Genomic DNA, 20,897 nt, shown 5'->3' on the forward strand with positions numbered 1-20,897 from the left:
ACTGATACAGCGCTATCGCAGGCAAGCCAGCTCCCACAGGGGCCCGCGTGGAACCTTAGTTACTAATTGCCAGGATGCTGGCCTGGTACGACCCGACAAACACATCGAAATCGCCCACTTCGTTCTGCTCCAGCTCTGCCTGCTGTGCCAGCGACGTGCGCGCCAGTTCTTCAAAGTGTGCTTGCTCTGCGGCCGGCAGCGGTTCGCGGCGGAAATGCTCGGCATGCACCTGGCTCTGGTGCAGGGAAAACTGCGCAAAGCTCTCTTTACGCTCGGCCATCGCCGCCAACACCTGGGCCGACGGGGTCAGGGACGGGTCCTGGACCTTCGCCAACTGGGCGTCCAACGCCTGGCTGTGCTCGTTGATGCCGTGGCTCTGATCCAGCAGCGCGGCCAACGGGGCGATCTTCTCCAGCAGCTCGGTGGCCCATTCCTTCATGTCCACCGGCGCACCTTCACGCTGCAATTGCAGGCCCGGACGGCGACCTTCCTTGACCACACTGAGGAAGTTGGACGTGGCGTTGCCGCACTCGTTGCTGGCGAACAGCGGGCTGTCGTTCAGCGCGCAGTACAGCAGGAATGCGTCGAGGAAACGCGACTCCGGCAGGTCGATGCCCATCGGCAGGAACGGGTTGATGTCCAGGCAACGCACTTCGATGTACTGGATGCCACGGGCCATCAATGCCTGGATCGGCCGCTCGCCGGTGTAGGTCACACGTTTTGGGCGGATGTTGGAGTAGTACTCGTTTTCGATCTGCAGGATGTTGGTGTTGAGCTGGACCCACTCACCGTCCTTGTGCGTGCCGATTTCGACGTAGGGCGGGTAGGGCGTTGCCACCGCTTCGCGCAGGCTGTCGGTGTAGCTGTTCAAATCGTTGTAACACGGCGTGAGGCCGGCCTGGGCGTTGCTCTGGTAACCCAGGTCGCTCATGCGCAGGCTGGTGGCGTACGGCAGGTACAGGGTGTCGGCGTCCAGTACTTCGAGCTGGTGCGAGCGACCGCGCAGGAAACCCGCGTCCAGGGCCGGCGACGCGCCGAACAGGTACATCAGCAGCCAGCTGTAGCGCCGGAAATTACGGATCAGCGCGATGTAGGCCGTGGACTGGTAATCGCGGTCGGTGCCGACAAATCCTTCAGCCTCCTTGAGCAACGGCCACAACTGTTCCGGCAGGGAAAAGTTGTAGTGAATACCGGCGATGCACTGCATGGTCTTGCCGTAGCGCAGGGCCAGGCCCTTGCGATACACGTACTTGAGCTGTCCGATATTGGAGGTGCCGTAGTAGGCAATCGGAATGTCTTCTTCGGCCGGCAACGGGCACGGCATCGAAGGGCTCCACAGGTATTCGCTGCCGAGCTTGGTGTAGGCGAAGCGGTGGATCTTGTCCAGGCTGCTCAGGGTATCGGCCGGGTCTGGCAGGGCGGGAGTGATGAACTCCAGCAGCGATTCCGAGTAGTCGGTGGTGATCTGTTCATGGGTCAGCGCGGCGCCCAGGGCTTCGGGGTGCGGCGTTTGTGCCAGGCGACCCTCGCCGGTGACGCGTAGGCATTCACGCTCGATGCCGTGCAGGCACTGCTCCAGCAGGGAGAGGTGTTCGCGCTTGCCGAGCAGAGCCAGGCGGCGGTTGAGAAGTTCGCTCAAGTTGGATTCCTTCACGCGTCAGTCGCCCCAATATGGGGGTGGGCAAGACGGTCTACAAGGGTGAAGTTAAAACTGGCGTTATCGCCTGGTCTAGAGTCGATTTGACCCGCTCTGAAAAAGCCGACTTCACTCCATGAATTTGGCTATAGCGCAGCAAGAAAATTCCGACGCTGTTTAGTGCAGCGCCGAAATTAACTCAAATCGAGGGTGGGGAGCTATAGGACAGCGAAGGTGCCCTGTGCTTTTGCGACAAGTCTGTCGCTCTGGTACACATCCGCTTCGACCACCAACGTGCGTCGGCCGGCATGAATCACCCGGCTGGTGCACAGCACCTCACCGTCTTCGACGGCGCGGATGTAGTTGATCTTGCACTCGATGGTCGCGCTCTGCTGGTCGAAACCATGGCTGCTGGAACAGGCCAGCCCCATGGTGATGTCCACCAGGCTGAAAATCGCCCCGCCGTGGAGCTTGCCCGCGCGGTTGCGCAGGTGCGGCTCCAGGGTCAGGGCCACCTCGGCAACGCCCTCTTCAAGGCGTTGCAGGCGGCAGCCGATCAGTTCGCTAAAGGCGCTCTGGGTCAACCCGGCCGGGATTTGCATCAACGTTTCTTCAACTGCTTGGCGTTGGCGAACAGCGAGGCCATGGCGTTGTTGCTTGGCGCGGCGGTGGCGGTTTCCTTGCGTGGTGCGCTGTTTTGAGACTGGCGTGGCGCCGAGCCTGGGCGGGCGCCACGGGCACCGTCGATTTTTTCGCCGGGGGTGTCGCTCATGCGCATCGACAGGCCGACGCGTTTGCGCGGGATGTCGACTTCCATGACCTTGACCTTGACCACGTCACCGGCTTTTACCGCTTCGCGTGGGTCCTTGATGAACTTCTCCGAAAGCGCAGAGATATGCACCAAACCGTCCTGATGCACGCCGATGTCCACGAAGGCACCGAAGTTGGTCACGTTGGTGACGACGCCTTCGAGGATCATGCCCAGTTCCAGGTCCTTGAGGTCTTCGACGCCGTCCTGGAACTCGGCGGTCTTGAACTCGGGGCGTGGGTCGCGGCCAGGTTTTTCCAGCTCTTGCAGGATGTCGGTGATGGTCGGTACGCCGAAGGTTTCATCGGTGTACTTCTTCGGGTCCAGGCGCTTGAGGAACGCGGCGTCGCCGATCAGCGAGCGGATGTCGCGGCCGGTCTCGGCGGCGATGCGTTGCACCAGCGGGTAGGCTTCCGGGTGGACGGCGGAGGAGTCCAGCGGGTTGTCGCCGTTCATTACGCGTAGGAAACCAGCGGCTTGCTCGAAGGTTTTCTCGCCCAGGCGTGCGACTTTTTTCAGCGCGGCGCGGGTTTTGAACGCGCCGTTTTCGTCACGGTGGGTGACGATGTTCTGCGCCAGGGTCGCGTTGAGGCCGGAAATACGCGCCAGCAGGGCTACGGAGGCGGTGTTCACGTCCACGCCCACGGCGTTTACGCAGTCTTCCACCACCGCATCCAGGCCGCGTGCCAATTTGAGCTGCGACACGTCGTGCTGGTACTGGCCGACGCCGATGGATTTAGGGTCGATCTTCACCAGTTCGGCCAGCGGGTCCTGCAAACGGCGAGCGATCGACACCGCGCCACGGATCGACACGTCGAGGTCCGGGAATTCCTTGGAGGCCAGTTCCGACGCCGAGTACACCGATGCGCCGGCTTCGGAGACCATGACCTTGGTCATCTTCATGGCTGGGTATTTTTTGATCAGTTCGGCGGCCAGCTTGTCGGTCTCGCGGCTGGCGGTGCCGTTGCCGATGGCGATCAGGTCTACCGCGTGCTTGGCGCACAGCGCGGCCAGGATCGCGAGGGTCTGGTCCCACTTGTTGTGCGGCACGTGCGGGTACACGGTGGCGTGGTCCAGCAGCTTGCCGGTGGAGTCGACCACCGCGACCTTGCAGCCGGTACGCAGGCCCGGGTCGAGGCCCAGTGTGGCACGCGGGCCGGCCGGGGCGGCCAGCAGCAGGTCGTGCAGGTTGTGGGCGAACACGTTGATCGCCTCGGTTTCCGCGCCGTCGCGCAGTTCGCCGAGCAGGTCGGTTTCGAGGTGGGTGTAGAGCTTGACCTTCCAGGTCCAGCGCACGACTTCACCGAGCCACTTGTCCGCAGGACGATTCTGATTCTGGATGCCGAATTGTTGACCGATCATGCCTTCGCACGGGTGCATGGTGCCCGGCAGCTCGTCGCCGACTTTCAGCGCGGAGCTGAGAATGCCTTCGTTGCGGCCACGGAAAATGGCGAGCGCACGGTGGGACGGCATGCTCTTGAGCGGTTCGTCGTGTTCGAAGTAGTCGCGGAACTTGGCGCCTTCTTCCTCTTTGCCGGCGATGACGCGGGCGCTGAGGATCGCTTCCTGCTTGAGGTAGGTGCGCAGTTTTTCCAGCAGGCTGGCGTCTTCGGCGAAGCGCTCCATGAGGATGTACTTGGCGCCTTCGAGGGCGGCCTTGACGTCGGCGACGCCTTTTTCGGCATCGATGAAGCGTGCGGCTTCGGTGTCCGGGGTCAGTGTCGGGTCGTTGAACAGGCCGTCGGCCAGTTCGCCCAGGCCGGCTTCCAAGGCGATCTGGCCCTTGGTGCGACGCTTCTGCTTGTACGGCAGGTAGAGGTCTTCGAGGCGGGTCTTGGTGTCGGCGAGCTTGATGTCGCGCTCCAGCTGTGGGGTCAGCTTGCCCTGTTCCTCGATGCTGGCGAGGATGCTGATGCGCCGTTCGTCGAGTTCTCGCAGGTAGCGCAGGCGCTCTTCCAGGTGACGCAGTTGGGTGTCGTCGAGGCTGCCGGTCACTTCTTTACGGTAACGGGCGATGAAGGGCACGGTGGAGCCCTCATCCAGTAGAGCGACGGCCGCTTCGACCTGTTGTGGGCGTACGCCGAGTTCCTCGGCGATGCGGCTGTTGATGCTGTCCATAAAACCACCTGAAATTCTGAAAAGCAGCTCGCAGGCCCGGAAAACAAGGCCCGGCAAGGCTGGTTGAGCGGCCCGACTGGCGCCGCTACCTGGGTCAAGAGGCAGCCTATTGACCCTCGAAATCGAAAAAATCACGACAAGCGGGTAAAAAAAGCCTGGCAGTAAACGGTAACGATCTGACGTTGCCCTGCACAAAGGCGCCGCATTATAACCAGCGTTCTGCCCTTGGGGGGTACTGCGCCTGGAGGTTGCAGGGCGCGGGTTCGCTGTCGGTAGAGGAAAAATCTGCTAACAATGCACACGGTGCGTATAACGGCAGCTAGGCCATAATGCGCGCCGAGATAAGAGGAGCATCCAATGAGCAGCACTGCACAAACTGCTGAAGGCGAAAAAATTCTCATCGTTGACGACGATCCGGGGCTGAGCAGCCTGCTGGAGCGTTTCTTCAACTCCAAGGGCTATCGTGCCCGCGCGGTGCCGAACACCGAGCAGATGGACCGCCTGTTGGGGCGTGAAGTATTCAACCTGGTCGTGCTCGACCTGATGTTGCCCGGCGAAGACGGCCTGACCGCCTGCAAACGCCTGCGCAGCGCGAACAATCAGATTCCTATCATCATGCTGACCGCCAAGGGCGATGAGCTGAGCCGCATCAAGGGCCTCGAACTGGGCGCCGATGACTATTTGGCCAAGCCGTTCAACCCCGACGAGCTGATGGCGCGGGTCAAGGCCGTATTGCGTCGCCAGGCTCCGCCGGTTCCAGGCGCGCCGGGCAGTGAAGACGAAAGCGTCACCTTTGGCGACTATGAACTGTCGCTGGCGACCCGTGAGCTCAAGCGTGGCGATGAAGTGCACATGCTGACCACCGGCGAGTTCGCCGTGCTCAAGGCGCTGGTGATGAACGCGCGCCAACCGCTGACCCGCGACAAGCTGATGAACCTGGCCCGTGGCCGAGAATGGGACGCCCTGGAGCGTTCCATCGATGTGCAGATCTCCCGTCTGCGTCGGATGATCGAGCCGGACCCGTCCAAGCCGCGATACATCCAGACGGTGTGGGGCGTGGGATATGTGTTTGTGCCGGATGGCACTGCAACCAAGTGACCGATGATTTGCAGGGGCGGGCATCCTGGCGTTCGGCTCCATGAGAGTCGACGGGGTGCCCGGCGTCTGCAATTCTGCGAGCGCCGCTCGTTCCTGCAAGGTGTCTAGCTGTTTCCTATGAAAACCCCGCTGTGGTTCCCGCAAAGTTTCTTCTCCCGCACCCTTTGGCTGGTGCTGATCGTCGTTCTGTTTTCCAAGGCACTCACGCTGGTTTATCTGTTGATGAACGAAGACGTGCTAGTGGACCGACAATACAGCCACGGGGTGGCCCTGACGCTGCGCGCCTACTGGGCCGCCGACCCCGAGAACCGCGAGAAGATCGCCAAGGCTGCCACTCTGGTCCGTGTGGCGGGCGCAGGTGTGCCCGAGGGCGAGCAGCACTGGCCCTACAGTGAGATCTACCAGCGCCAGATGCAGGCCGAACTGGGCGATGACACCGAGGTGCGGCTGCGCATGCATGTATCGCCGGCGTTATGGGTGAGGGCGCCGAGCCTGGGTGAGGATTGGCTGAAAGTGCCGCTGTATCCGCATCCGCTGCGGGGGCAGAAGATCTGGAACGTGCTGGGCTGGTTCCTGGCGATCGGGCTGCTTTCAACCGCGTCTGCGTGGATTTTCGTGCGCCAGCTCAACCAGCCGCTCAAACGCCTGGTGTTTGCCGCCCGGCAACTGGGCCAGGGGCGCAGTGTGCGCCTGCCGGTCAGCGACACGCCCAGTGAGATGACCGAGGTCTACAGCGCGTTCAACCAGATGGCGGAGGATGTCGAACAGGCCGGGCGTGAACGCGAGCTGATGCTGGCGGGGGTGTCCCATGACCTGCGTACGCCGCTGACGCGATTGCGGCTGTCACTGGAGCTGATGGGCAACCATAACGACCTGACCGATGACATGGTCCGTGACATCGAAGACATGGACGCGATTCTCGACCAGTTCCTGGCGTTTATCCGGGATGGCCGTGATGAAGTGTTGGAGGAAGTCGACCTGACGGATCTGGTACGTGAAGTCGTGGCGCCCTATAACCAGAATGGCGAACAGGTCCGCATGCGCCTTGAGCCGATCCAGCCGTTTGCGTTGCGCCGGGTGTCGATGAAGCGCCTGTTGAACAACCTGATCGGCAATGCCTTGCATCACGCGGGTTCGGATGTGGAAGTGGCGGCGTACGTTTCCGGCGACAGCGCGGCGCCTTATGTGGTGCTGAGTGTGATGGACCGGGGAGCGGGCATCGACCCGGACGAGTTGGAAGGCATTTTCAACCCGTTCACCCGTGGCGACCGTGCCCGGGGTGGCAAAGGCACTGGCCTGGGGCTGGCGATTGTGCGGCGGATTGCTTCGATGCATGGCGGCAATGTTGAGTTGCGCAACCGTGAAGAGGGTGGCCTGGAAGCGCGGGTGCGCTTGCCGTTGGGGCTGATGTTGCCCCGGGATGCGGTCTAGGCAGCAACACCATTCAAATGTGGGAGCGGGCTTGCTCGCGAATGCGGTGGATCAGCTTGCACATGTATTGGCTGATCTATCGCATTCGCGAGCAAGCCCGCTCCCACACAAGCCCGCTTCCACATTGGGTTGCGGCGTTTCAACCGCCGTGTTTGATCAGCCCTTGCCCTTGGTCCGCGTCATGTTCGGGCCACTATTCTTCTCCAGGTGCTGAATGATGATCCCCGCCACGTCCTTGCCCGTGGTGGTCTCGATCCCTTCCAGCCCTGGGGATGAATTTACCTCCATCACCAGTGGCCCGTGGTTGGAGCGCAATATATCCACACCCGCCACGCTCAACCCCATGACCTTGGCAGCCCGCAGCGCAGTCATGCGTTCTTCCGGAGTGATCTTGATCAGGCTGGCACTGCCGCCACGGTGCAGGTTGGAACGGAACTCACCCGGTTTGGCCTGGCGCTTCATCGCCGCAATCACCTTGTCGCCGACCACGAAGCAGCGAATATCCGCACCGCCGGCTTCCTTGATGTATTCCTGCACCATGATGTTCTGCTTGAGGCCCATGAAGGCTTCGATCACCGACTCGGCCGCCGTTGCGGTTTCACACAGCACCACGCCGATACCCTGGGTGCCTTCCAGTACCTTGATCACCAGCGGCGCGCCGTTGACCATTTCGATCAGGTCGGGGATGTCGTCGGGGGAGTGGGCAAAGCCGGTGACCGGCAGGCCGATGCCCCGGCGCGAGAGCAATTGCAGTGAACGCAGCTTGTCGCGTGAGCGCGCTATGGCAACCGATTCATTGAGGGGGAACACCCCCATCATTTCAAACTGGCGCAACACTGCGCAGCCATAGAACGTCACCGATGCGCCAATGCGCGGGATCACCGCATCAAAACCCTCCAGCGGCTTGCCCCGGTAGTGGATCTGCGGCTTGTGGCTGGCAATGTTCATATAGGCACGCAACGTGTCGATCACCACCATTTCGTGGCCACGTTCGGTGCCGGCCTCAACCAGGCGGCGGGTGGAATACAGACGCGGATTTCGCGACAGCACAGCAATCTTCATGCAGCACCTGGGGCAGAAATAGTAGAGACCGGGAACACCGGCTTGTCTTGAACGTACTTGACGCTTGGATTGACCACCAACTGGCCGTCAATCAGCGCCTTGGAACCGAGTAACAGGCGGTAACGCATGGCTTTACGGCAGGCGAGGGTGAACTCCACCCGCCAGACCCGATCACCCAGCGCCAGGGTGGTGCTGATCACATAGCGCACCTGCGCATGACCGTTGGAGCTCTTGATGGTTTTCATCGTCACCAGCGGCGCTTCGCAGCGGCGGTGACGCAGTTGCACCACACTGCCCAGGTGCGCGGTAAAGCGCACCCACTGCTCACCGTCGCGCTCAAACGGCTCGATGTCGGTGGCGTGCAGGCTTGAGGTGCTGGCGCCGGTGTCGATCTTTGCGCGCAGGCCTGCCACTCCCAGGTCGGGAAGTGCCACCCACTCACGCAGACCGACAACGGTCAAATGGTCAAATGTCTTCAATATGGGTAACCGATCAATTCGCCCAGGCATGAGGGGAAACCTCAGCCAAGGCTTTGAATGCGGGCTTGGCGAACCAGTATCCCTGCATCAGAAATATTCCACAGTCGGAAAGGAAGTCACGCTCGCCGGCACTTTCGATGCCTTCGGCGATGACAGTAACCCCCAACTGCTCACAGATTGTGACAATCCCCCGGACGATCACCTGACGGACACGGTCCTGATCGACATCGCGAATCAACGCCATGTCGAGTTTGATCAGGTCAGGTTGGAAATCGGCCAGCAGATTCAGCCCCGAATAGCCCGCACCGAAATCGTCGATGGCGGTCTTGAAGCCGAATTCGCGGTATTCACGCAGAATATTCGTCAAATGGCGATAGTTATCTACATGCTCGCTTTCCAGCGTCTCGAAAACCAGCCGATCCAGCGGGAAATTATGCGCACGTGCGGCCTCCAGGGTGCTGCGAATACACAGCTCCGGGCGATAGACGGCGTTAGGCATGAAGTTGATCGAAAGGTGGGTTTGCATCCCCAGGGCCGCGGCGCCGGCAATGGCCTGGGTCCGGCAACGCTGGTCGAAGCGGTAGCGGTTGGTCTCGTTGACTTGCTCCAGCACCGAAAGCGCACCTTCACCATTAACCCCGCGCACCAGCGCTTCGTTGGCGAAAATCGAGCGGTCGCGAAGGTCGACAATCGGTTGATAGGCGAAGGAAAAATCGAAGCCCAGGGGCTCGCTTTCCTGGCAACCCGTGCAGCGCTGGTTGGGCGAGGTGAGTGAAATGGGGAAATCGGTCACGGCATAATCCTCGCAATACAGGTTGCTACCTGGCGTATCTTAGGTGAGCCCAAGGGTTTATGCGTCGAAGGGGTTCAACGGTAAAGTTGCGACATTTTTCAGAGCGGGGAATTCAAGTGGCTCAAAAGCAGGAAGAGGAAGAGAAGGTCCGTCTGGACAAGTGGTTGTGGGCCGCGCGTTTCTATAAAACCCGCGCCCTGGCCAAGGCCGCCATCGAGAGCGGCAAGGTGCACCATCGCGGTGAACGCTGCAAGCCGGGCAAGGAACCGCGCGTCGGCGACGAATTCCAGATTCGTACGGGGTTTGATGAAAAGACCGTGGTGGTCCAGGCGCTGTCCATCGTGCGCCGTGGCGCGCCGCAAGCGCAGACGCTCTACGTCGAGACCGAAGCCAGCATCGCCAAGCGCGAGAATGCGGCGGCGATGCGCAAGGCCGGGGCCATGGGCCTGAGCACCGATGGCAAGCCGAGCAAGAAGCAGCGCCGCGATCTGTTCAAGTTTCGCGGCAGCGGCAATGACGACTAACCCCGGCTCGGGCAATCCTACGTATTACGGGTGCATGACGCTCAGGCGGCTGATCAGTGGCACGCGCTGAAACAGTCCGAAAACCGGCGCCGTCACCCGTAGCAACCCCTGCGATACTTTCGCCGCAAACGGCGTGTAATACCCCCACCCCAAAGCCAACAGCGCCAGCAATACACCACCGATGTAATCGTCCTGCCCCCAATGCGCACCCGCCACCAGGCGCGGCATCATGAACAGCAGCGCCAGGCCCCAGATCACCAGCACCTGGCCGATACGCTTGGTGAACACCGTCATGAACATCGCCCAGATCAACAGTACCGAGGCATGGTCCCCCGGAAAACTCTGGCTCGAACGGTCTTTGAGCTCCCAGGTCTTCTCCAGCCCGGGAAAGTAGTCGCTCATCTGAATGGCCCCGCTGATCACCATCGACGGGCTACTGTGTTGCCAGCCCATGTGTGCCGCGAGTTTGGAAAACAGCATGCGGATAAACAGCAACAGCAACAAAATGCCGACAAAACCTAACAGCGCCTGGCGTACCTGCACGGCGTTGAAGACCCAGTCGCCGCGAATCAGCAGCATCAGCAGAATCACGCCGACCACTGCATCAAACGGTCGCAGACTGGCCACGGCCCATACGTGCAGCCAGCTTGAGTGGGTTGCCAGCGGATCATTGAGCAGATGAAACAGCCATTCGTCGAAAACCACACACAGCATCTGGCCCGTGGGCCACAGCCAAAAACACAGCAGTCCGATTGCGAGTAGATTGCAAACGGCCCATCGCCCGAGGTTCCACTTGGCTTGGAACAAACCCGGATTGTTCATAAACTGTCCCCCATCGCTCTAAAAAACCGCACCAAATTAGTGCTAAAGCGTTTAATTCTATAAACCTTGTAATCAATTTGTCATCAATTCAGATACCCAGACCTATGACTGATCTACCGGATACCGACTTCACCCAACGCTTCATCTTCGACGAGACCGACGCCCGTGGCGAACTGGTCTCGCTGGAGCGCAGCTACGCCGAAGTCCTCGCCAAGCACCCCTATCCGGAGCCGGTCGCGCAATTGCTCGGTGAGCTGATGGCGGCGGCTGCGCTGCTGGTGGGCACCATGAAGTTCGACGGTTTGCTGATCCTGCAGGCCCGTTCCGAAGGCCCTGTCCCATTGCTGATGATCGAATGCTCCAGCGAGCGCGACATCCGTGGCCTGGCCCGTTACGAAGCCGACCAGATCGCCCCGGACGCGACCCTGTCCGACCTGATGCCCAACGGCGTATTGGCGCTCACCGTCGATCCGACCGAAGGCCAGCGCTACCAGGGTATCGTCGACCTCGACGGCGAGACCCTGTCGGACTGCTTCACCAACTATTTCGTGATGTCCCAGCAAGTGGGCACCAAGTTCTGGCTCAACGCCGATGGCCATCGCGCCCGTGGCCTGCTGCTGCAACAACTGCCGGCTGACCGCATCAAGGACGACGACGATCGCGCCGAAAGCTGGCGCGGCCTCACCGCCCTGGCCGGTACGCTCACGGCTGAGGAATTGCTGGGCCTGAGCAACGAAACCATCCTGCACCGCCTGTACCACGAAGAGGCCGTGCGCCTGTTCGACGCACAGTCCCTGCGCTTCAATTGCAGCTGCTCACGCGAGCGCTCGGCCAATGCGCTGGTCAGCCTGGGCCTGGAAGATGCACAGAATCTGGTGGTGGAACACGGCGGCAATATCGAGATCGACTGCCAGTTCTGCAATGAACGTTACCTGTTTGACGCCGCCGATGTAGCCCAATTGTTCGCTGGCGCAGGCATTGACACCCCTTCCGATACCCGCCACTAAAACGTTTAAGCACAGGTAAATCACCTGACAAACGCCGGATTAGCGCAGTTCTGACGGGAGGGCCCTACTCTTTTTGGGCTTTTCTGGCATAATCCGGCCCACTTTTTTCGCGGTAGTAGTGCGCAACTTTCTACTACAAAACGTTTGGAGCACTCGGCCATAGGCCGACGGGGAACCTCATGACGCAAGCCAATAACGCCGTATACACCGATCTGAGTGTTGACGATCTGGTCAAAGAAGCCCTGCAGCGCGGTGAAGGCGTGCTTGCCGATACTGGCGCGCTGGTCGTAGAAACCGGTCACCGCACCGGCCGTTCGCCAGTCGATCGTTTCATCGTTGAAGAGCCAACCACCCAGGACGCCATCGCCTGGGGCCCGATCAACCGCAAGTTCCCGGCCGACAAGTTCGATGCGCTGTGGGCTCGTGTCGAGGCCTTCAACAATGCGCAAGAGCATTTCGTTTCCCACGTTCACGTAGGGGCTGCCGAAGACCACTACCTGGCCGTGAAAATGACCACCCAGACTGCCTGGCAGAACCTGTTCGGTCGTTGCCTGTTCATCAACCCGGCCCAGTACAACCCTGCCGGTCGCGATGAATGGCAAGTGCTCAACGTGGCCAACTTCGAGTGCGTGCCAGAGCGTGACGGCACCAACTCCGACGGTTGCGTGATCCTCAACTTCGCACAGAAGAAAGTGCTGATCGCCGGCATGCGTTACGCCGGTGAGATGAAAAAAGCCATGTTCTCGGTGCAGAACTTCCTGCTGCCGGCTTCCGACGTGCTGCCTATGCACTGCGCCGCCAACATCGGCGAAGCGGGCGACGTAACCCTGTTCTTCGGTCTGTCGGGCACGGGTAAAACCACCCTGTCCGCCGACGAAAGCCGTTACCTGATCGGTGACGACGAACACGGCTGGGGCGAAGGCGTGGTGTTCAACATCGAAGGCGGTTGCTATGCCAAGTGCATCGACCTGTCCGAGAAGAACGAGCCGGTCATCTGGAAAGCCATCAAGCACGGCGCCGTCCTGGAAAACGTTGTCATCGACGACGCCAAGCACGCGGACTACACCAATGTCAGCCTGACCCAGAACAGCCGCGCAGCCTACCCGCTGGAGCACGTTGCCAAGCGTTCCGAGAAAAACCTGGGCGGCGAGCCAAACGCGGTGATCTTCCTGACCTGCGACCTGACCGGCGTTCTGCCGCCCGTGTCGATCCTCAGTGAAGAACAAGCGGCCTACCACTTCCTGTCCGGCTACACCGCACTGGTGGGCTCGACCGAAATGGGTTCCGGCGGCGGCATCAAGTCGACCTTCTCCACCTGCTTCGGCGCGCCGTTCTTCCCGCGTCCGGCTGGTGAATACGCCGAGCTGTTGATCAAGCGCATCCGCGGCTTCGGCTCCAAGGTCTACCTGGTCAACACCGGCTGGACCGGCGGCGGCTACGGCGTTGGCAACCGCTTCAACATCCCGACCACTCGCGGCGTGATCGCAGCGATCCAGAGCGGCGCGTTGGTCGGTGCACAAACCGAGCACCTCGACACCATCAACCTCGACGTGCCACTGGCCGTACCGGGCGTTGAGACCGGCCTGTTGAACCCACGTAACACCTGGGCTGACAAGGCTGCCTACGACGAAGCAGCGAAGGCGCTGGCAGGTCTGTTCATCGAGAACTTCAAGAAGTTTGACGTGAGCGATGCGATCAAGGCTGCCGGTCCTCAGTTGTAAGATTCGGTAGTTGTGAAAAAGCCGCCTCTTGCAGGCGGCTTTTTTGTGCGCGACAGGTCAGTCGGCGATGTGCAAAACCACGGCCCCGACCAGCACCAGCACGACCCCCAGAATTTGTACGGCCGACAAGCGCTCCTTGAAAAACACGAACCCCAAGATCGCCGCAATCCCCCCCGACAACGTACTGATCACCGTCACCACTGACACCGACCCCGCCATCGCCCCCCACGAAAACGCCGAGAACCCACCCAGGTTCATCAAGCTCGCGCCGGTCAGCGTCGCACAGTTTTTCAGCGGCGGGATTTTCAGGCCGTCCTTGATCTTCAGCACCATCACCACCAGCACGCACAGGCCCACCAGGTAACCCAACCACAGCATGGTGATCGGCCCCAGCGCCGGCAATGTATAGCGGCCTTGCAGCCAGAAGCTGGTGCCGTACAGCGTTGCCGCGAGCATGGCGTAGATGATGGACAGCCGCGGGTTGTTGTGAGGGACGTCGTTGTCCTTGTGGATGCTGGAGAGGATCACGCCAATCACGCACAGCGCGATGCAGCACAGTTGCGTCAGGCTGATGTGTTCACCGCTGGCCCAGGACAGCAGCGTGGTGACTACGCCGTAGGAGGTCACCAGCGGTGCGACGATGGCAGCCTTGCCCAGGGCGAACGCCTTGGACAGTGCGAGAGCGCCGGAGACGGTGAGCAGGGCGGCGGTGATGCCCAGTAGCCAGACGCTCAGCGCGGCATCGAGGGATTTGACGAGGAAGGCCGGGAAGATGACCAGCAACAGGGTCATGATCAAAAAGCCCAGGGCCTGGCCGAAGTACACCGCGCGCTTGACCCCGACGGCACGGGCGTTGAGGCCCACGAGAAAGTCCGTGCCGCCCCAGAGCAGAGCGGCCAGCAGGCCCATTGTTACGTCCATGTAAGGTCCTTGTTGTTCTGTCAGCGGCTCGCCAGACTAGCGCAGATCGAATATGTGCTTCAGTTGGAGGTGTGTTGGCTGACACTCCGTATTCGCGGGCAAGCCCGCTCCCACATTGGAACGTTGCTGTGCTTTGGGTCTGCGCTCAATCAGCTCAGGTTTTCCAAGGTCTGTGTGTCCCATCTTTGCGTCTTGATCGCCAGGTACAACATGCCGATGGTCAGCGGGATTTTGTCGCCGCGACCCTTGGCGCGATGCTTCAGGAATACATCGAACACCGGCGGGTTGAAGTAGCGATAGGCGTCGTAGTCGCCCATATCGAGCGCAAATTCCTCTTCAACGGCTTCCATGAACTGCTTGGCCTCTGCACCGTCGCAACCGAGGTCGAAGTTGATCGCGGTTTGCAGGCGCAGGGTCTTGTGTTTCGGCAGACCGATTTCTTCGTGCAGCAGTTGCAGGAGTTGCTGCATCGCGAGGTCTTCGGGGAAGTCGGGGGCGAGGTTCATGGTGGGGGCACGCAGGAGTGGGTGAGGGGGATGGTTATGTTGCCGGCGGTATTTGTTGCGGGTGATGAAGAGTGCCAAGCCTATCAAGAATATGAAGACAGGTAGGAAGGGCATTCTGAGAATCACCGCCACGTAGGGGAGTAGGAACGTCAAAGTGAGCCCGGTCACGAGAAATGTGAGTGCGAAACGCTTTCTGAGGGTGGGGTCTGTGACTTGTAGATGCAGCAGCAAGTAAAGGCCGAGGAAAAGGGCTGTTTGCAGATAGATATTCATGACATTTGGTAACCGATTGCTTCGAGCGTCTCAGAGTCCCAGCGTTTGGCTTTGATGGCTTGGTAGAGCATGTTGATGGTGAGTGGCGTCTTGCCTTCGCACCCTCTTTCTACATATCGCAAATAGACGTCGAAACCTCGGCGCTTGAAGTAGCGGTTGTTTTTATAGTCACCGAGTTTCAAACCGAAATCTTGTTTCAGCGCTGCCATCAATCGTCTGGCCTCGCTACTGCTACAGCCGAGATCGTGGTTGATTGAGGTATTGAGGTTAATGGCCTGGTGCTTGGGCAGGCCCACATCTTCATGTACGAGTTGCAGAAGATGGAGCATGAGGGGGTCGTCTGGGAAATCGGCGGCCAAGTTAAGCGTGGGTGCCACAAGCAGTGGGTGAGCGGATTGGGTTCGACTGTAGCGGTTGCGGTCCAGGAACAGTCCCGAACCTAATAGGACTGCACCTATCGGCACGCTGGGCAACTGGGCTTCGTGTGCCCAGTAAGGGAGCCATATTGCACAGGCCAGCCCTGTGGCTAGCAGAGACAAACCGACATACTTCCTTGGGTTTTGCGCGCGTATTTTGTTGTCGATGACAACGTTCAGCACGATAAAAATCAGCCACTGCAGGTACTCCATCATTGGGTGATGCCCCCCATGAATGGGATAACCATTGCAGACATGGAGCGCTGGGGGCCTATCCCACCTTCGACCTGCGCTTCAATTCCGATAACCACATCGCCTGCGTGATAGGTGCGAATGATGCTTTTGGTGATCACTCCCACCGTTGTGGCAACGACGCGTGCCACGGGTTTTGAAAATGGGTGAATTGGCGCGCTGAAAGCCCCCGCTAGCAACAAAGCGATGATGGTCCCGCGCTCATTGAACAGGTCCGCCTGCTGTCGGGTTAGCGGTTTGGTGATCGCGATAGTCATCACGCAACGCAAATCACGAGCAAGCATTTTTCCGTAGAGATCCAGCAGTTGTTGGCGGACCTCATTTGCGGACGCGCCAGCTTCTAGTAGGCAGAGGTTTGCCAGCGCGTTCCGATTGGCAGGTAAAACGGTAACGCGCAGCACGGTGAAAGTGACGCCGTAGTGGCCGACGTATTGAGTCCTTTCGATGTTCAAAGGGTTTTGTCCTGGCCGTGGAAAGGGCGCTAGTTTCGGACAGGCGAATATGGGTTTTGTAGAGGGGCGCGTGAGTGTTTTAAGCAGTTTCGGAAGCGGATGGCGCGGTGTTTGGCGGTTTCTTACAGCGGCGTCCGGCGTTGGTAGCTTGGCAGTGGTTTCACAGGAAAAACGCGCCAATTGTGGGAGTCGGGCTTGCCTGCGATGGCGGTGTGTCAGGTATGGAAGGGCAGGCTGACACACCGCTATCGCAGGCAAGCCAGCTCCCACAGGTGTGGTTGATCAGTTGTTGGCAGGCCTGCTGATACACCGCTCAAAAATCGCCTCCAACCCCCGGTAATCACACGCCACCGCATCAATATTCGCCGGCACCCAAGCGGCGTGTTTCACCAGCCACCAGTTCACTGAAAACCCCGCATTCACGATGATCTGTTCAAACAAAATCCGCTGCGCCCGCCCGTTGCCTTCGCGGAAGGGGTGAATAACGTTGAGGTCGCCGTACGCCTCGGCAATCTGCGTTACCAGCTCGGCCTGGGTTGCGCCGACGTACCAGTTGGCGTGTTCCATATGCCGGATGATTTTTGCCGCTTCCGGCGGGATGCGCTCCGGGGTACAGAACAGGGTGTCGCCTTTCTGGATGTTGACGCTGCGCAACTCACCGGCCCAGTCGTAGAGGTCGCCAAACAGGGTGCGGTGGATATGTTGTAGTCGGTCGAGGTCGTAGGGCGGAGAGAAGAGCGGGAGGTTGCCTACGGCGATTTCGGAGAGTTCCCGCTCAGCCTGGTGCAGGCGGATTTCATCGTGCAAATCGAGGCGGTTGCGCAGCACGCTGCTACCGGGATAGCAGTACGGGTCCTGGCCCACCCCGTATTTGTCGAGCATCAGCGTGGGGTGTCGCGGTACTTGGCAAGGACGGCTTCGCGGGTCGGCAGGGGTTTGTCGACGTCGGCCGGTTGGGTGTCGAACCCTTCCAGGCGCAGGCTGGCCAGGTAATTGGAACGGCGGATCTTGTGGTAATGATCCTGTTTTTGCTCAAACGTCAGTTCGCTCATCGCAGCGTACTCCTGGGTAGCAAGGCTTGATTGTAGCGCAATGCTTCCGAGGGCAGGCGCGATAAAAACCACGTCACATTTTGTACAAATAAACTGCCAGCCCGCTGAATTCAGCGTATGTTGCAGCGCAAAATCTTGTAGGGCGATTCCGCCCACTACTTAAAGGGAGTTAAGCATGGGTTTGCTGCGTGTCGCTTCGGCGATGTCATTGTGTGCGGTAGCGTTTTCCGTCCAGGCCGAACAGTTGCCGATCGAAGTGCTCAGCGCGGTGGTCAAGGATCAGAAAATCGCTGACGCCGAAGTGCTGCTGCAACGCAACGGCGCACAGAACGTGGTGGGTCGTACCAACGCGCAAGGCCAGGTGACGCTCACCAGCGAAGGCGCCGATGATGGCAGCAGCCTGCTGATCATCAAGAAGCCTGGCTATTCCAACCTGGTGGTGAAGTGCCCGTGCAAGGGCATGACCTATGCGGTCAGCCCGGTGATGGAAAACCTCGACGGCCTGCGTGTGGTGCTGACGTGGGGCAAGACCCCGGAAGACCTCGATTCCCACATGATCTTCCCCGGCAACAATATCTACTTCGAAAACAAGCAAGGTACCGACGCCGAGCTGGACGTGGACGACGTTGACAGCTACGGCCCGGAAACCATCACCCTGCAGAAAAAACACTACGGCGAAAGCTACGTGTATGCGGTGCATGACTTCACCAACGGCAGCAATCCAAGCTCGCGCCAGCTGTCCAACAGCGAGGCCAAGGTGTTTGTGTATATGGGCCAATCGCTGGTACGCACCTACTACGTGCCGCAGAACCGCACCGGCAACCTGTGGACAGTATTCCGCATGACCGGCAGCGGCGACTTCCAGGACATCAACACCTTCACCGGTGTGACTGTGGACGCGGCGAACGTGCTGAACGAAGTCAAGCCGTTGCTGGATGACAGCGTGGCGGTCTCGGCAGTGGCGGTCAGCTCCTCCGCACAAACCGATGCGAAACGTCTTAACCTGCAAGGTGAAGCGGCCTACCAGGCTGGCAAGCTGGACCAGGCGATCGACCTGTTCCGCCAAGCCATCGAGCTGGACAATGGCTTCGGCAAGGCCTACGGCAACCTGGGCCTGGCCTATCAGAAGGCTGGCAACACCGCCGAGTCGATCTGGGCCAACCGCAAGGCCATCGCTTTGGCGACTGGTGCGAATGCTCCTACCGTGCGTGCAGGGTCTTACTACAACATTGCGCGGATCTATGAAGCGGCCGGGCAGTTCCAGGATGCGTTGCGTCACTACCAGTTGGCCAAGGAACAGAAGGCCAATCCGGTGTATGACACGGCGATTGAGCGGGTGAAAAACCGCTGATTCACCGGTAATACAGAAATACAGATCTAAACAATGTGGGAGGGGGCTGGCCCCCTCCCACATTTGGTTTGTGGTGTTCCTGCAAAACCTGGTGAAACATCCCACTTCGGCCCTGGGCCATCCCCGCCCTGTGTATCATCCTGTCTCTTTTTTCCATGCGACCTTTCTCGATGCGCTGAGATTTGCGGGCTATGTTTTTGAGCCAACTCAGCGGTCAATGGAGTGACAGCTTATGCACGACACCCTCCAGCAGGTCTTTGGTTATCCACAGTTTCGTTTGGGCCAGGAACAAACGGTCAGCGCCGTGCTGGCCGGCCGTTCTGCTGCCGCGATTTTTCCCACGGGCTCCGGCAAATCCCTTTGTTATCAGCTGTCGGCAGTGCTGTTGCCGCACCTGACGCTGGTGGTGTCGCCGCTGCTGGCGCTGATGCAGGACCAGCTGGGTTTCCTGCAACGCCATGGCATTTCGGCAGGCAGCATCGATTCGGCCCAGAGCCGCGAAGACGCGAATGATGTGATGGCGCGTGCGCGTTCGGGTGAGTTGAAGATCCTGATGATTTCCGTGGAGCGCTTGAAGAACGAGCGTTTTCGCAACTTCCTGCAAAGCGTGCAGATCTCGCTGTTGGTGGTGGATGAGGCGCACTGTATTTCCGAATGGGGCCATAACTTCCGTCCGGACTATTTGAAGCTGCCGGACTACCAGCGTCAGTTCAATATCCCACAAGCCCTGCTGTTGACGGCTACAGCGACGCCCAAGGTGATTGCCGACATGCAGGCGAAGTTCGCCATTGCTGCGGACGATGTGGTCACCACGGGCTTCTACCGGCCCAATCTCAACCTGTTGGTGGAACCCGTCAGTGGTGCAGACAAGCGCCGCCGACTGGTGCAGTGGATGGGCGAGCGGGTGGGCCAGCCGAGCATCGTTTACGTCACCTTGCAAAAAACCGCCGAACAGATTGCCGAGCATCTCAATCGCCATGGCATCCAGGCCGAGGCGTATCACGCCGGTTTGCCTCACGATAAGCGCGAGGGTATCCAGCGGCGCTTCATGGGCGGGCGCTCCAATTGCATCGTCGCCACCATCGCGTTTGGCATGGGCATCGACAAGAGCGACATCCGCAATGTGGTGCATTTCGACCTGCCCAAGTCCATCGAGAACTACAGTCAGGAAATCGGCCGCGCCGGGCGTGATGGCCAACCGTCCGATTGCCTGGTACTGGCCAACCGCGACAGCCTCAACGTGTTGGAAAACTTCGTCTATGGCGACACGCCGGAGCGGGACGGCATTCGCCGTGTGCTCGACGAGCTGCAGGCCGCGCGGGGTGACGGGCAGTGGGAGTTCCTGCTGCGCTCGCTGTCGGACCACAGCAACATCCGCGAGCTGCCGCTGAAAACGTTGCTGGTGCAGTTGGAACTCAAGGGCGTGATCGCGCCGCGCTATGCGTTTTATGCCGAATACCGCTTCAAGTACCTGATCGAACCCGAAGCCCTGCTGGCGCGTTTTTCCGGCGAGCGGCAGCAGTTTGTCGCGGCGATTATCCAGGTGTGCAAGCGGGCCAGGACTTGGGCGACGGTGGACTTCGACGCGCTTTATCAACAACACAACGCCGGGCGCGACCGCGTGGTGAAGGCGCTGGATTACTTCCAGGAACAGGGCTTGGTCGAGCTGGAAAGCAAGCAGATGACCGAGGTCTACAGCCTGCTCGATACGGATTTCGACCCACAGGCCTTGAGCGCCGAGTTATACACAGGCTTCAAGCAGCACGAGATCGGTGAGGTGGCACGGATTCACGCCATGCTTGATCTGTTCGCCACCGAACGCTGCCTGGGGCAGCGCCTGGCGCAGTATTTTGGCGATGAAAACGCGCCGCAGCGCTGTGGGCATTGTTCGGTCTGCCACGGTGATGTGGCGCACTTACCGCCGCCGCCGGCCTTGCCGCCGCTTGTGGATAAAAACTTCATGGGGCTGTGCGGTGATTTTATCCACAGGCATCATCAGCACACCGGCCAATTGCCCGAAGCGGAACGCCTGACGCGGTTCCTCGGCGGGATCAGCGTACCGTTGTTTACCAAGTTGAAAGCGCGGGGTATTCCGGGCTTTGCTGCGCTGGAAGATTATCCGTATGCCGAGGTACGCGAGTGGGCCGAGGTCCATTTGAACGCGCTTTGAACCCT

At 60.0% G+C, this 20,897-nt stretch carries 20 protein-coding genes; 7 read left to right on the top strand and 13 right to left on the bottom strand.

From position 1 onward, the window contains the following. Nucleotides 1–55: 55 nt before the first annotated feature. From gshA to AC3ISR_RS01220, 3 genes are all read right to left on the bottom strand, one after another. Nucleotides 56–1,639: a glutamate--cysteine ligase gene (gshA, locus tag AC3ISR_RS01210; RefSeq protein ID WP_463983802.1), complete on the bottom strand. Its 1,584-nt coding sequence runs from the start codon at nucleotides 1,637–1,639 to the stop codon at nucleotides 56–58. A 215-nt stretch (nucleotides 1,640–1,854) separates the two neighbouring features. Beyond that, on the bottom strand, nucleotides 1,855–2,238 hold the full coding sequence (locus tag AC3ISR_RS01215) for a PaaI family thioesterase (protein ID WP_192298473.1): 384 nt from the start codon (nucleotides 2,236–2,238) through the stop codon (nucleotides 1,855–1,857). Then, nucleotides 2,238–4,562 carry a Tex family protein gene (locus AC3ISR_RS01220; protein WP_192298472.1) on the bottom strand — a complete coding sequence of 775 codons (2,325 nt, stop codon included), beginning with the start codon at nucleotides 4,560–4,562 and terminating at the stop codon, nucleotides 2,238–2,240. The genes AC3ISR_RS01215 and AC3ISR_RS01220 overlap by 1 nt, the downstream gene beginning before the upstream one ends. 357 nt (nucleotides 4,563–4,919) lie before the next feature. Here AC3ISR_RS01220 and ompR point away from each other — a divergent pair, with 357 nt between their 5' ends. Both ompR and AC3ISR_RS01230 read left to right on the top strand, forming a co-directional pair. Continuing rightward, entirely contained in the window at nucleotides 4,920–5,660 is a 741-nt protein-coding gene (gene ompR / locus AC3ISR_RS01225) for an osmolarity response regulator transcription factor OmpR (RefSeq protein WP_017737550.1), read from the top strand. Nucleotides 5,661–5,777: 117 nt separating this feature from the next. Then, nucleotides 5,778–7,091 carry an ATP-binding protein gene (locus AC3ISR_RS01230; protein ID WP_192298471.1) on the top strand — a complete coding sequence of 438 codons (1,314 nt, stop codon included), beginning with the start codon at nucleotides 5,778–5,780 and terminating at the stop codon, nucleotides 7,089–7,091. 156 nt (nucleotides 7,092–7,247) lie between these two features. Here AC3ISR_RS01230 and rimK read toward each other — a convergent pair whose 3' ends face one another. The 3 genes from rimK to rimA are packed head-to-tail and all read right to left on the bottom strand — an operon-like array spanning nucleotide 7,248 to nucleotide 9,425. Then, nucleotides 7,248–8,153: a 30S ribosomal protein S6--L-glutamate ligase gene (gene rimK, locus AC3ISR_RS01235; protein WP_122718247.1), complete on the bottom strand. Its 906-nt coding sequence runs from the start codon at nucleotides 8,151–8,153 to the stop codon at nucleotides 7,248–7,250. Next, on the bottom strand, nucleotides 8,150–8,632 hold the full coding sequence (gene rimB, locus AC3ISR_RS01240; RefSeq protein WP_225595425.1) for a retropepsin-like aspartic endopeptidase RimB: 483 nt from the start codon (nucleotides 8,630–8,632) through the stop codon (nucleotides 8,150–8,152). Before rimB ends, rimK begins: the two co-directional genes overlap by 4 nt. Nucleotides 8,633–8,645: 13 nt before the next feature. Continuing rightward, nucleotides 8,646–9,425: a S6 modification regulatory phosphodiesterase RimA gene (gene rimA, locus AC3ISR_RS01245; RefSeq protein ID WP_192298470.1), complete on the bottom strand. Its 780-nt coding sequence runs from the start codon at nucleotides 9,423–9,425 to the stop codon at nucleotides 8,646–8,648. Nucleotides 9,426–9,541: 116 nt separating this feature from the next. Between rimA and AC3ISR_RS01250 the strand changes: the two genes are divergently transcribed. Beyond that, the gene (locus tag AC3ISR_RS01250; RefSeq protein WP_192298469.1) at nucleotides 9,542–9,949 is read left to right on the top strand and encodes an RNA-binding S4 domain-containing protein; all 408 of its coding nucleotides are present in this window, start codon (nucleotides 9,542–9,544) and stop codon (nucleotides 9,947–9,949) included. Nucleotides 9,950–9,973: 24 nt separating this feature from the next. Here AC3ISR_RS01250 and AC3ISR_RS01255 read toward each other — a convergent pair whose 3' ends face one another. After that, a complete protein-coding gene (locus tag AC3ISR_RS01255; protein WP_192298468.1) occupies nucleotides 9,974–10,771 on the bottom strand; it encodes a phosphatase PAP2 family protein in 798 nt (265 codons plus the stop codon). Nucleotides 10,772–10,875: 104 nt separating this feature from the next. On the opposite strand from AC3ISR_RS01255, the gene hslO reads away from it, so the two are divergent. Both hslO and AC3ISR_RS01265 read left to right on the top strand, forming a co-directional pair. Beyond that, on the top strand, nucleotides 10,876–11,778 hold the full coding sequence (hslO, locus tag AC3ISR_RS01260; protein ID WP_192298467.1) for an Hsp33 family molecular chaperone HslO: 903 nt from the start codon (nucleotides 10,876–10,878) through the stop codon (nucleotides 11,776–11,778). Between the two features lie 179 nt (nucleotides 11,779–11,957). Then, nucleotides 11,958–13,499: a phosphoenolpyruvate carboxykinase gene (locus AC3ISR_RS01265; protein ID WP_226456727.1), complete on the top strand. Its 1,542-nt coding sequence runs from the start codon at nucleotides 11,958–11,960 to the stop codon at nucleotides 13,497–13,499. 57 nt (nucleotides 13,500–13,556) lie between these two features. Here the strand turns inward: AC3ISR_RS01265 and AC3ISR_RS01270 are convergent, their stop codons facing one another. The 6 genes from AC3ISR_RS01270 to AC3ISR_RS01295 form a co-directional block, all read right to left on the bottom strand. Then, nucleotides 13,557–14,408: an EamA family transporter gene (locus AC3ISR_RS01270; RefSeq protein WP_192298601.1), complete on the bottom strand. Its 852-nt coding sequence runs from the start codon at nucleotides 14,406–14,408 to the stop codon at nucleotides 13,557–13,559. A gap of 161 nt (nucleotides 14,409–14,569) precedes the next feature. Beyond that, nucleotides 14,570–14,926 carry a DUF1493 family protein gene (locus AC3ISR_RS01275; RefSeq protein ID WP_226456729.1) on the bottom strand — a complete coding sequence of 119 codons (357 nt, stop codon included), beginning with the start codon at nucleotides 14,924–14,926 and terminating at the stop codon, nucleotides 14,570–14,572. Between the two features lie 269 nt (nucleotides 14,927–15,195). Beyond that, on the bottom strand, nucleotides 15,196–15,831 hold the full coding sequence (locus AC3ISR_RS01280) for a DUF1493 family protein (RefSeq protein ID WP_463983804.1): 636 nt from the start codon (nucleotides 15,829–15,831) through the stop codon (nucleotides 15,196–15,198). Further along, nucleotides 15,828–16,319 carry a hypothetical protein gene (locus tag AC3ISR_RS01285; RefSeq protein ID WP_463983805.1) on the bottom strand — a complete coding sequence of 164 codons (492 nt, stop codon included), beginning with the start codon at nucleotides 16,317–16,319 and terminating at the stop codon, nucleotides 15,828–15,830. Before AC3ISR_RS01285 ends, AC3ISR_RS01280 begins: the two co-directional genes overlap by 4 nt. Before the next feature lie 282 nt (nucleotides 16,320–16,601). After that, nucleotides 16,602–17,201, bottom strand: a complete 600-nt coding sequence (locus tag AC3ISR_RS01290) for a putative adenosine monophosphate-protein transferase Fic (protein ID WP_463983806.1) — start codon at nucleotides 17,199–17,201, stop codon at nucleotides 16,602–16,604. Then, nucleotides 17,201–17,371 carry a YhfG family protein gene (locus AC3ISR_RS01295; RefSeq protein ID WP_017737561.1) on the bottom strand — a complete coding sequence of 57 codons (171 nt, stop codon included), beginning with the start codon at nucleotides 17,369–17,371 and terminating at the stop codon, nucleotides 17,201–17,203. The genes AC3ISR_RS01290 and AC3ISR_RS01295 overlap by 1 nt, the downstream gene beginning before the upstream one ends. Before the next feature lie 175 nt (nucleotides 17,372–17,546). On the opposite strand from AC3ISR_RS01295, the gene AC3ISR_RS01300 reads away from it, so the two are divergent. Beyond that, on the top strand, nucleotides 17,547–18,722 hold the full coding sequence (locus tag AC3ISR_RS01300) for a tetratricopeptide repeat protein (RefSeq protein ID WP_192298459.1): 1,176 nt from the start codon (nucleotides 17,547–17,549) through the stop codon (nucleotides 18,720–18,722). Nucleotides 18,723–18,954: 232 nt separating this feature from the next. After that, entirely contained in the window at nucleotides 18,955–20,892 is a 1,938-nt protein-coding gene (locus AC3ISR_RS01305; protein ID WP_192298458.1) for a RecQ family ATP-dependent DNA helicase, read from the top strand. Nucleotides 20,893–20,897 lie beyond the last annotated feature (5 nt).

The sequence above is a fragment of the Pseudomonas sp. GL_117 genome, from assembly GCF_057835125.1.

Bases quoted from the DNA above. Each gene is read 5' to 3' on its own strand.
- AC3ISR_RS01275 (WP_226456729.1), bottom strand. From the start codon at position 14,926: ATGAACCTCGCCCCCGACTTCCCCGAAGACCTCGCGATGCAGCAACTC.
- AC3ISR_RS01255 (WP_192298468.1), bottom strand. From the start codon at position 10,771: ATGAACAATCCGGGTTTGTTCCAAGCCAAGTGGAACCTCGGGCGATGG.
- AC3ISR_RS01290 (WP_463983806.1), bottom strand. From the start codon at position 17,201: ATGCTCGACAAATACGGGGTGGGCCAGGACCCGTACTGCTATCCCGGT.
- AC3ISR_RS01270 (WP_192298601.1), bottom strand. From the start codon at position 14,408: ATGGGCCTGCTGGCCGCTCTGCTCTGGGGCGGCACGGACTTTCTCGTG.
- AC3ISR_RS01305 (WP_192298458.1), top strand. From the start codon at position 18,955: ATGCACGACACCCTCCAGCAGGTCTTTGGTTATCCACAGTTTCGTTTG.
- AC3ISR_RS01220 (WP_192298472.1), bottom strand. From the start codon at position 4,562: ATGGACAGCATCAACAGCCGCATCGCCGAGGAACTCGGCGTACGCCCA.
- AC3ISR_RS01265 (WP_226456727.1), top strand. From the start codon at position 11,958: ATGACGCAAGCCAATAACGCCGTATACACCGATCTGAGTGTTGACGAT.
- AC3ISR_RS01295 (WP_017737561.1), bottom strand. From the start codon at position 17,371: ATGAGCGAACTGACGTTTGAGCAAAAACAGGATCATTACCACAAGATC.
- rimK (WP_122718247.1), bottom strand. From the start codon at position 8,153: ATGAAGATTGCTGTGCTGTCGCGAAATCCGCGTCTGTATTCCACCCGC.
- AC3ISR_RS01215 (WP_192298473.1), bottom strand. From the start codon at position 2,238: ATGCAAATCCCGGCCGGGTTGACCCAGAGCGCCTTTAGCGAACTGATC.
- AC3ISR_RS01300 (WP_192298459.1), top strand. From the start codon at position 17,547: ATGGGTTTGCTGCGTGTCGCTTCGGCGATGTCATTGTGTGCGGTAGCG.
- hslO (WP_192298467.1), top strand. From the start codon at position 10,876: ATGACTGATCTACCGGATACCGACTTCACCCAACGCTTCATCTTCGAC.
- ompR (WP_017737550.1), top strand. From the start codon at position 4,920: ATGAGCAGCACTGCACAAACTGCTGAAGGCGAAAAAATTCTCATCGTT.
- AC3ISR_RS01280 (WP_463983804.1), bottom strand. From the start codon at position 15,831: ATGATGGAGTACCTGCAGTGGCTGATTTTTATCGTGCTGAACGTTGTC.
- AC3ISR_RS01230 (WP_192298471.1), top strand. From the start codon at position 5,778: ATGAAAACCCCGCTGTGGTTCCCGCAAAGTTTCTTCTCCCGCACCCTT.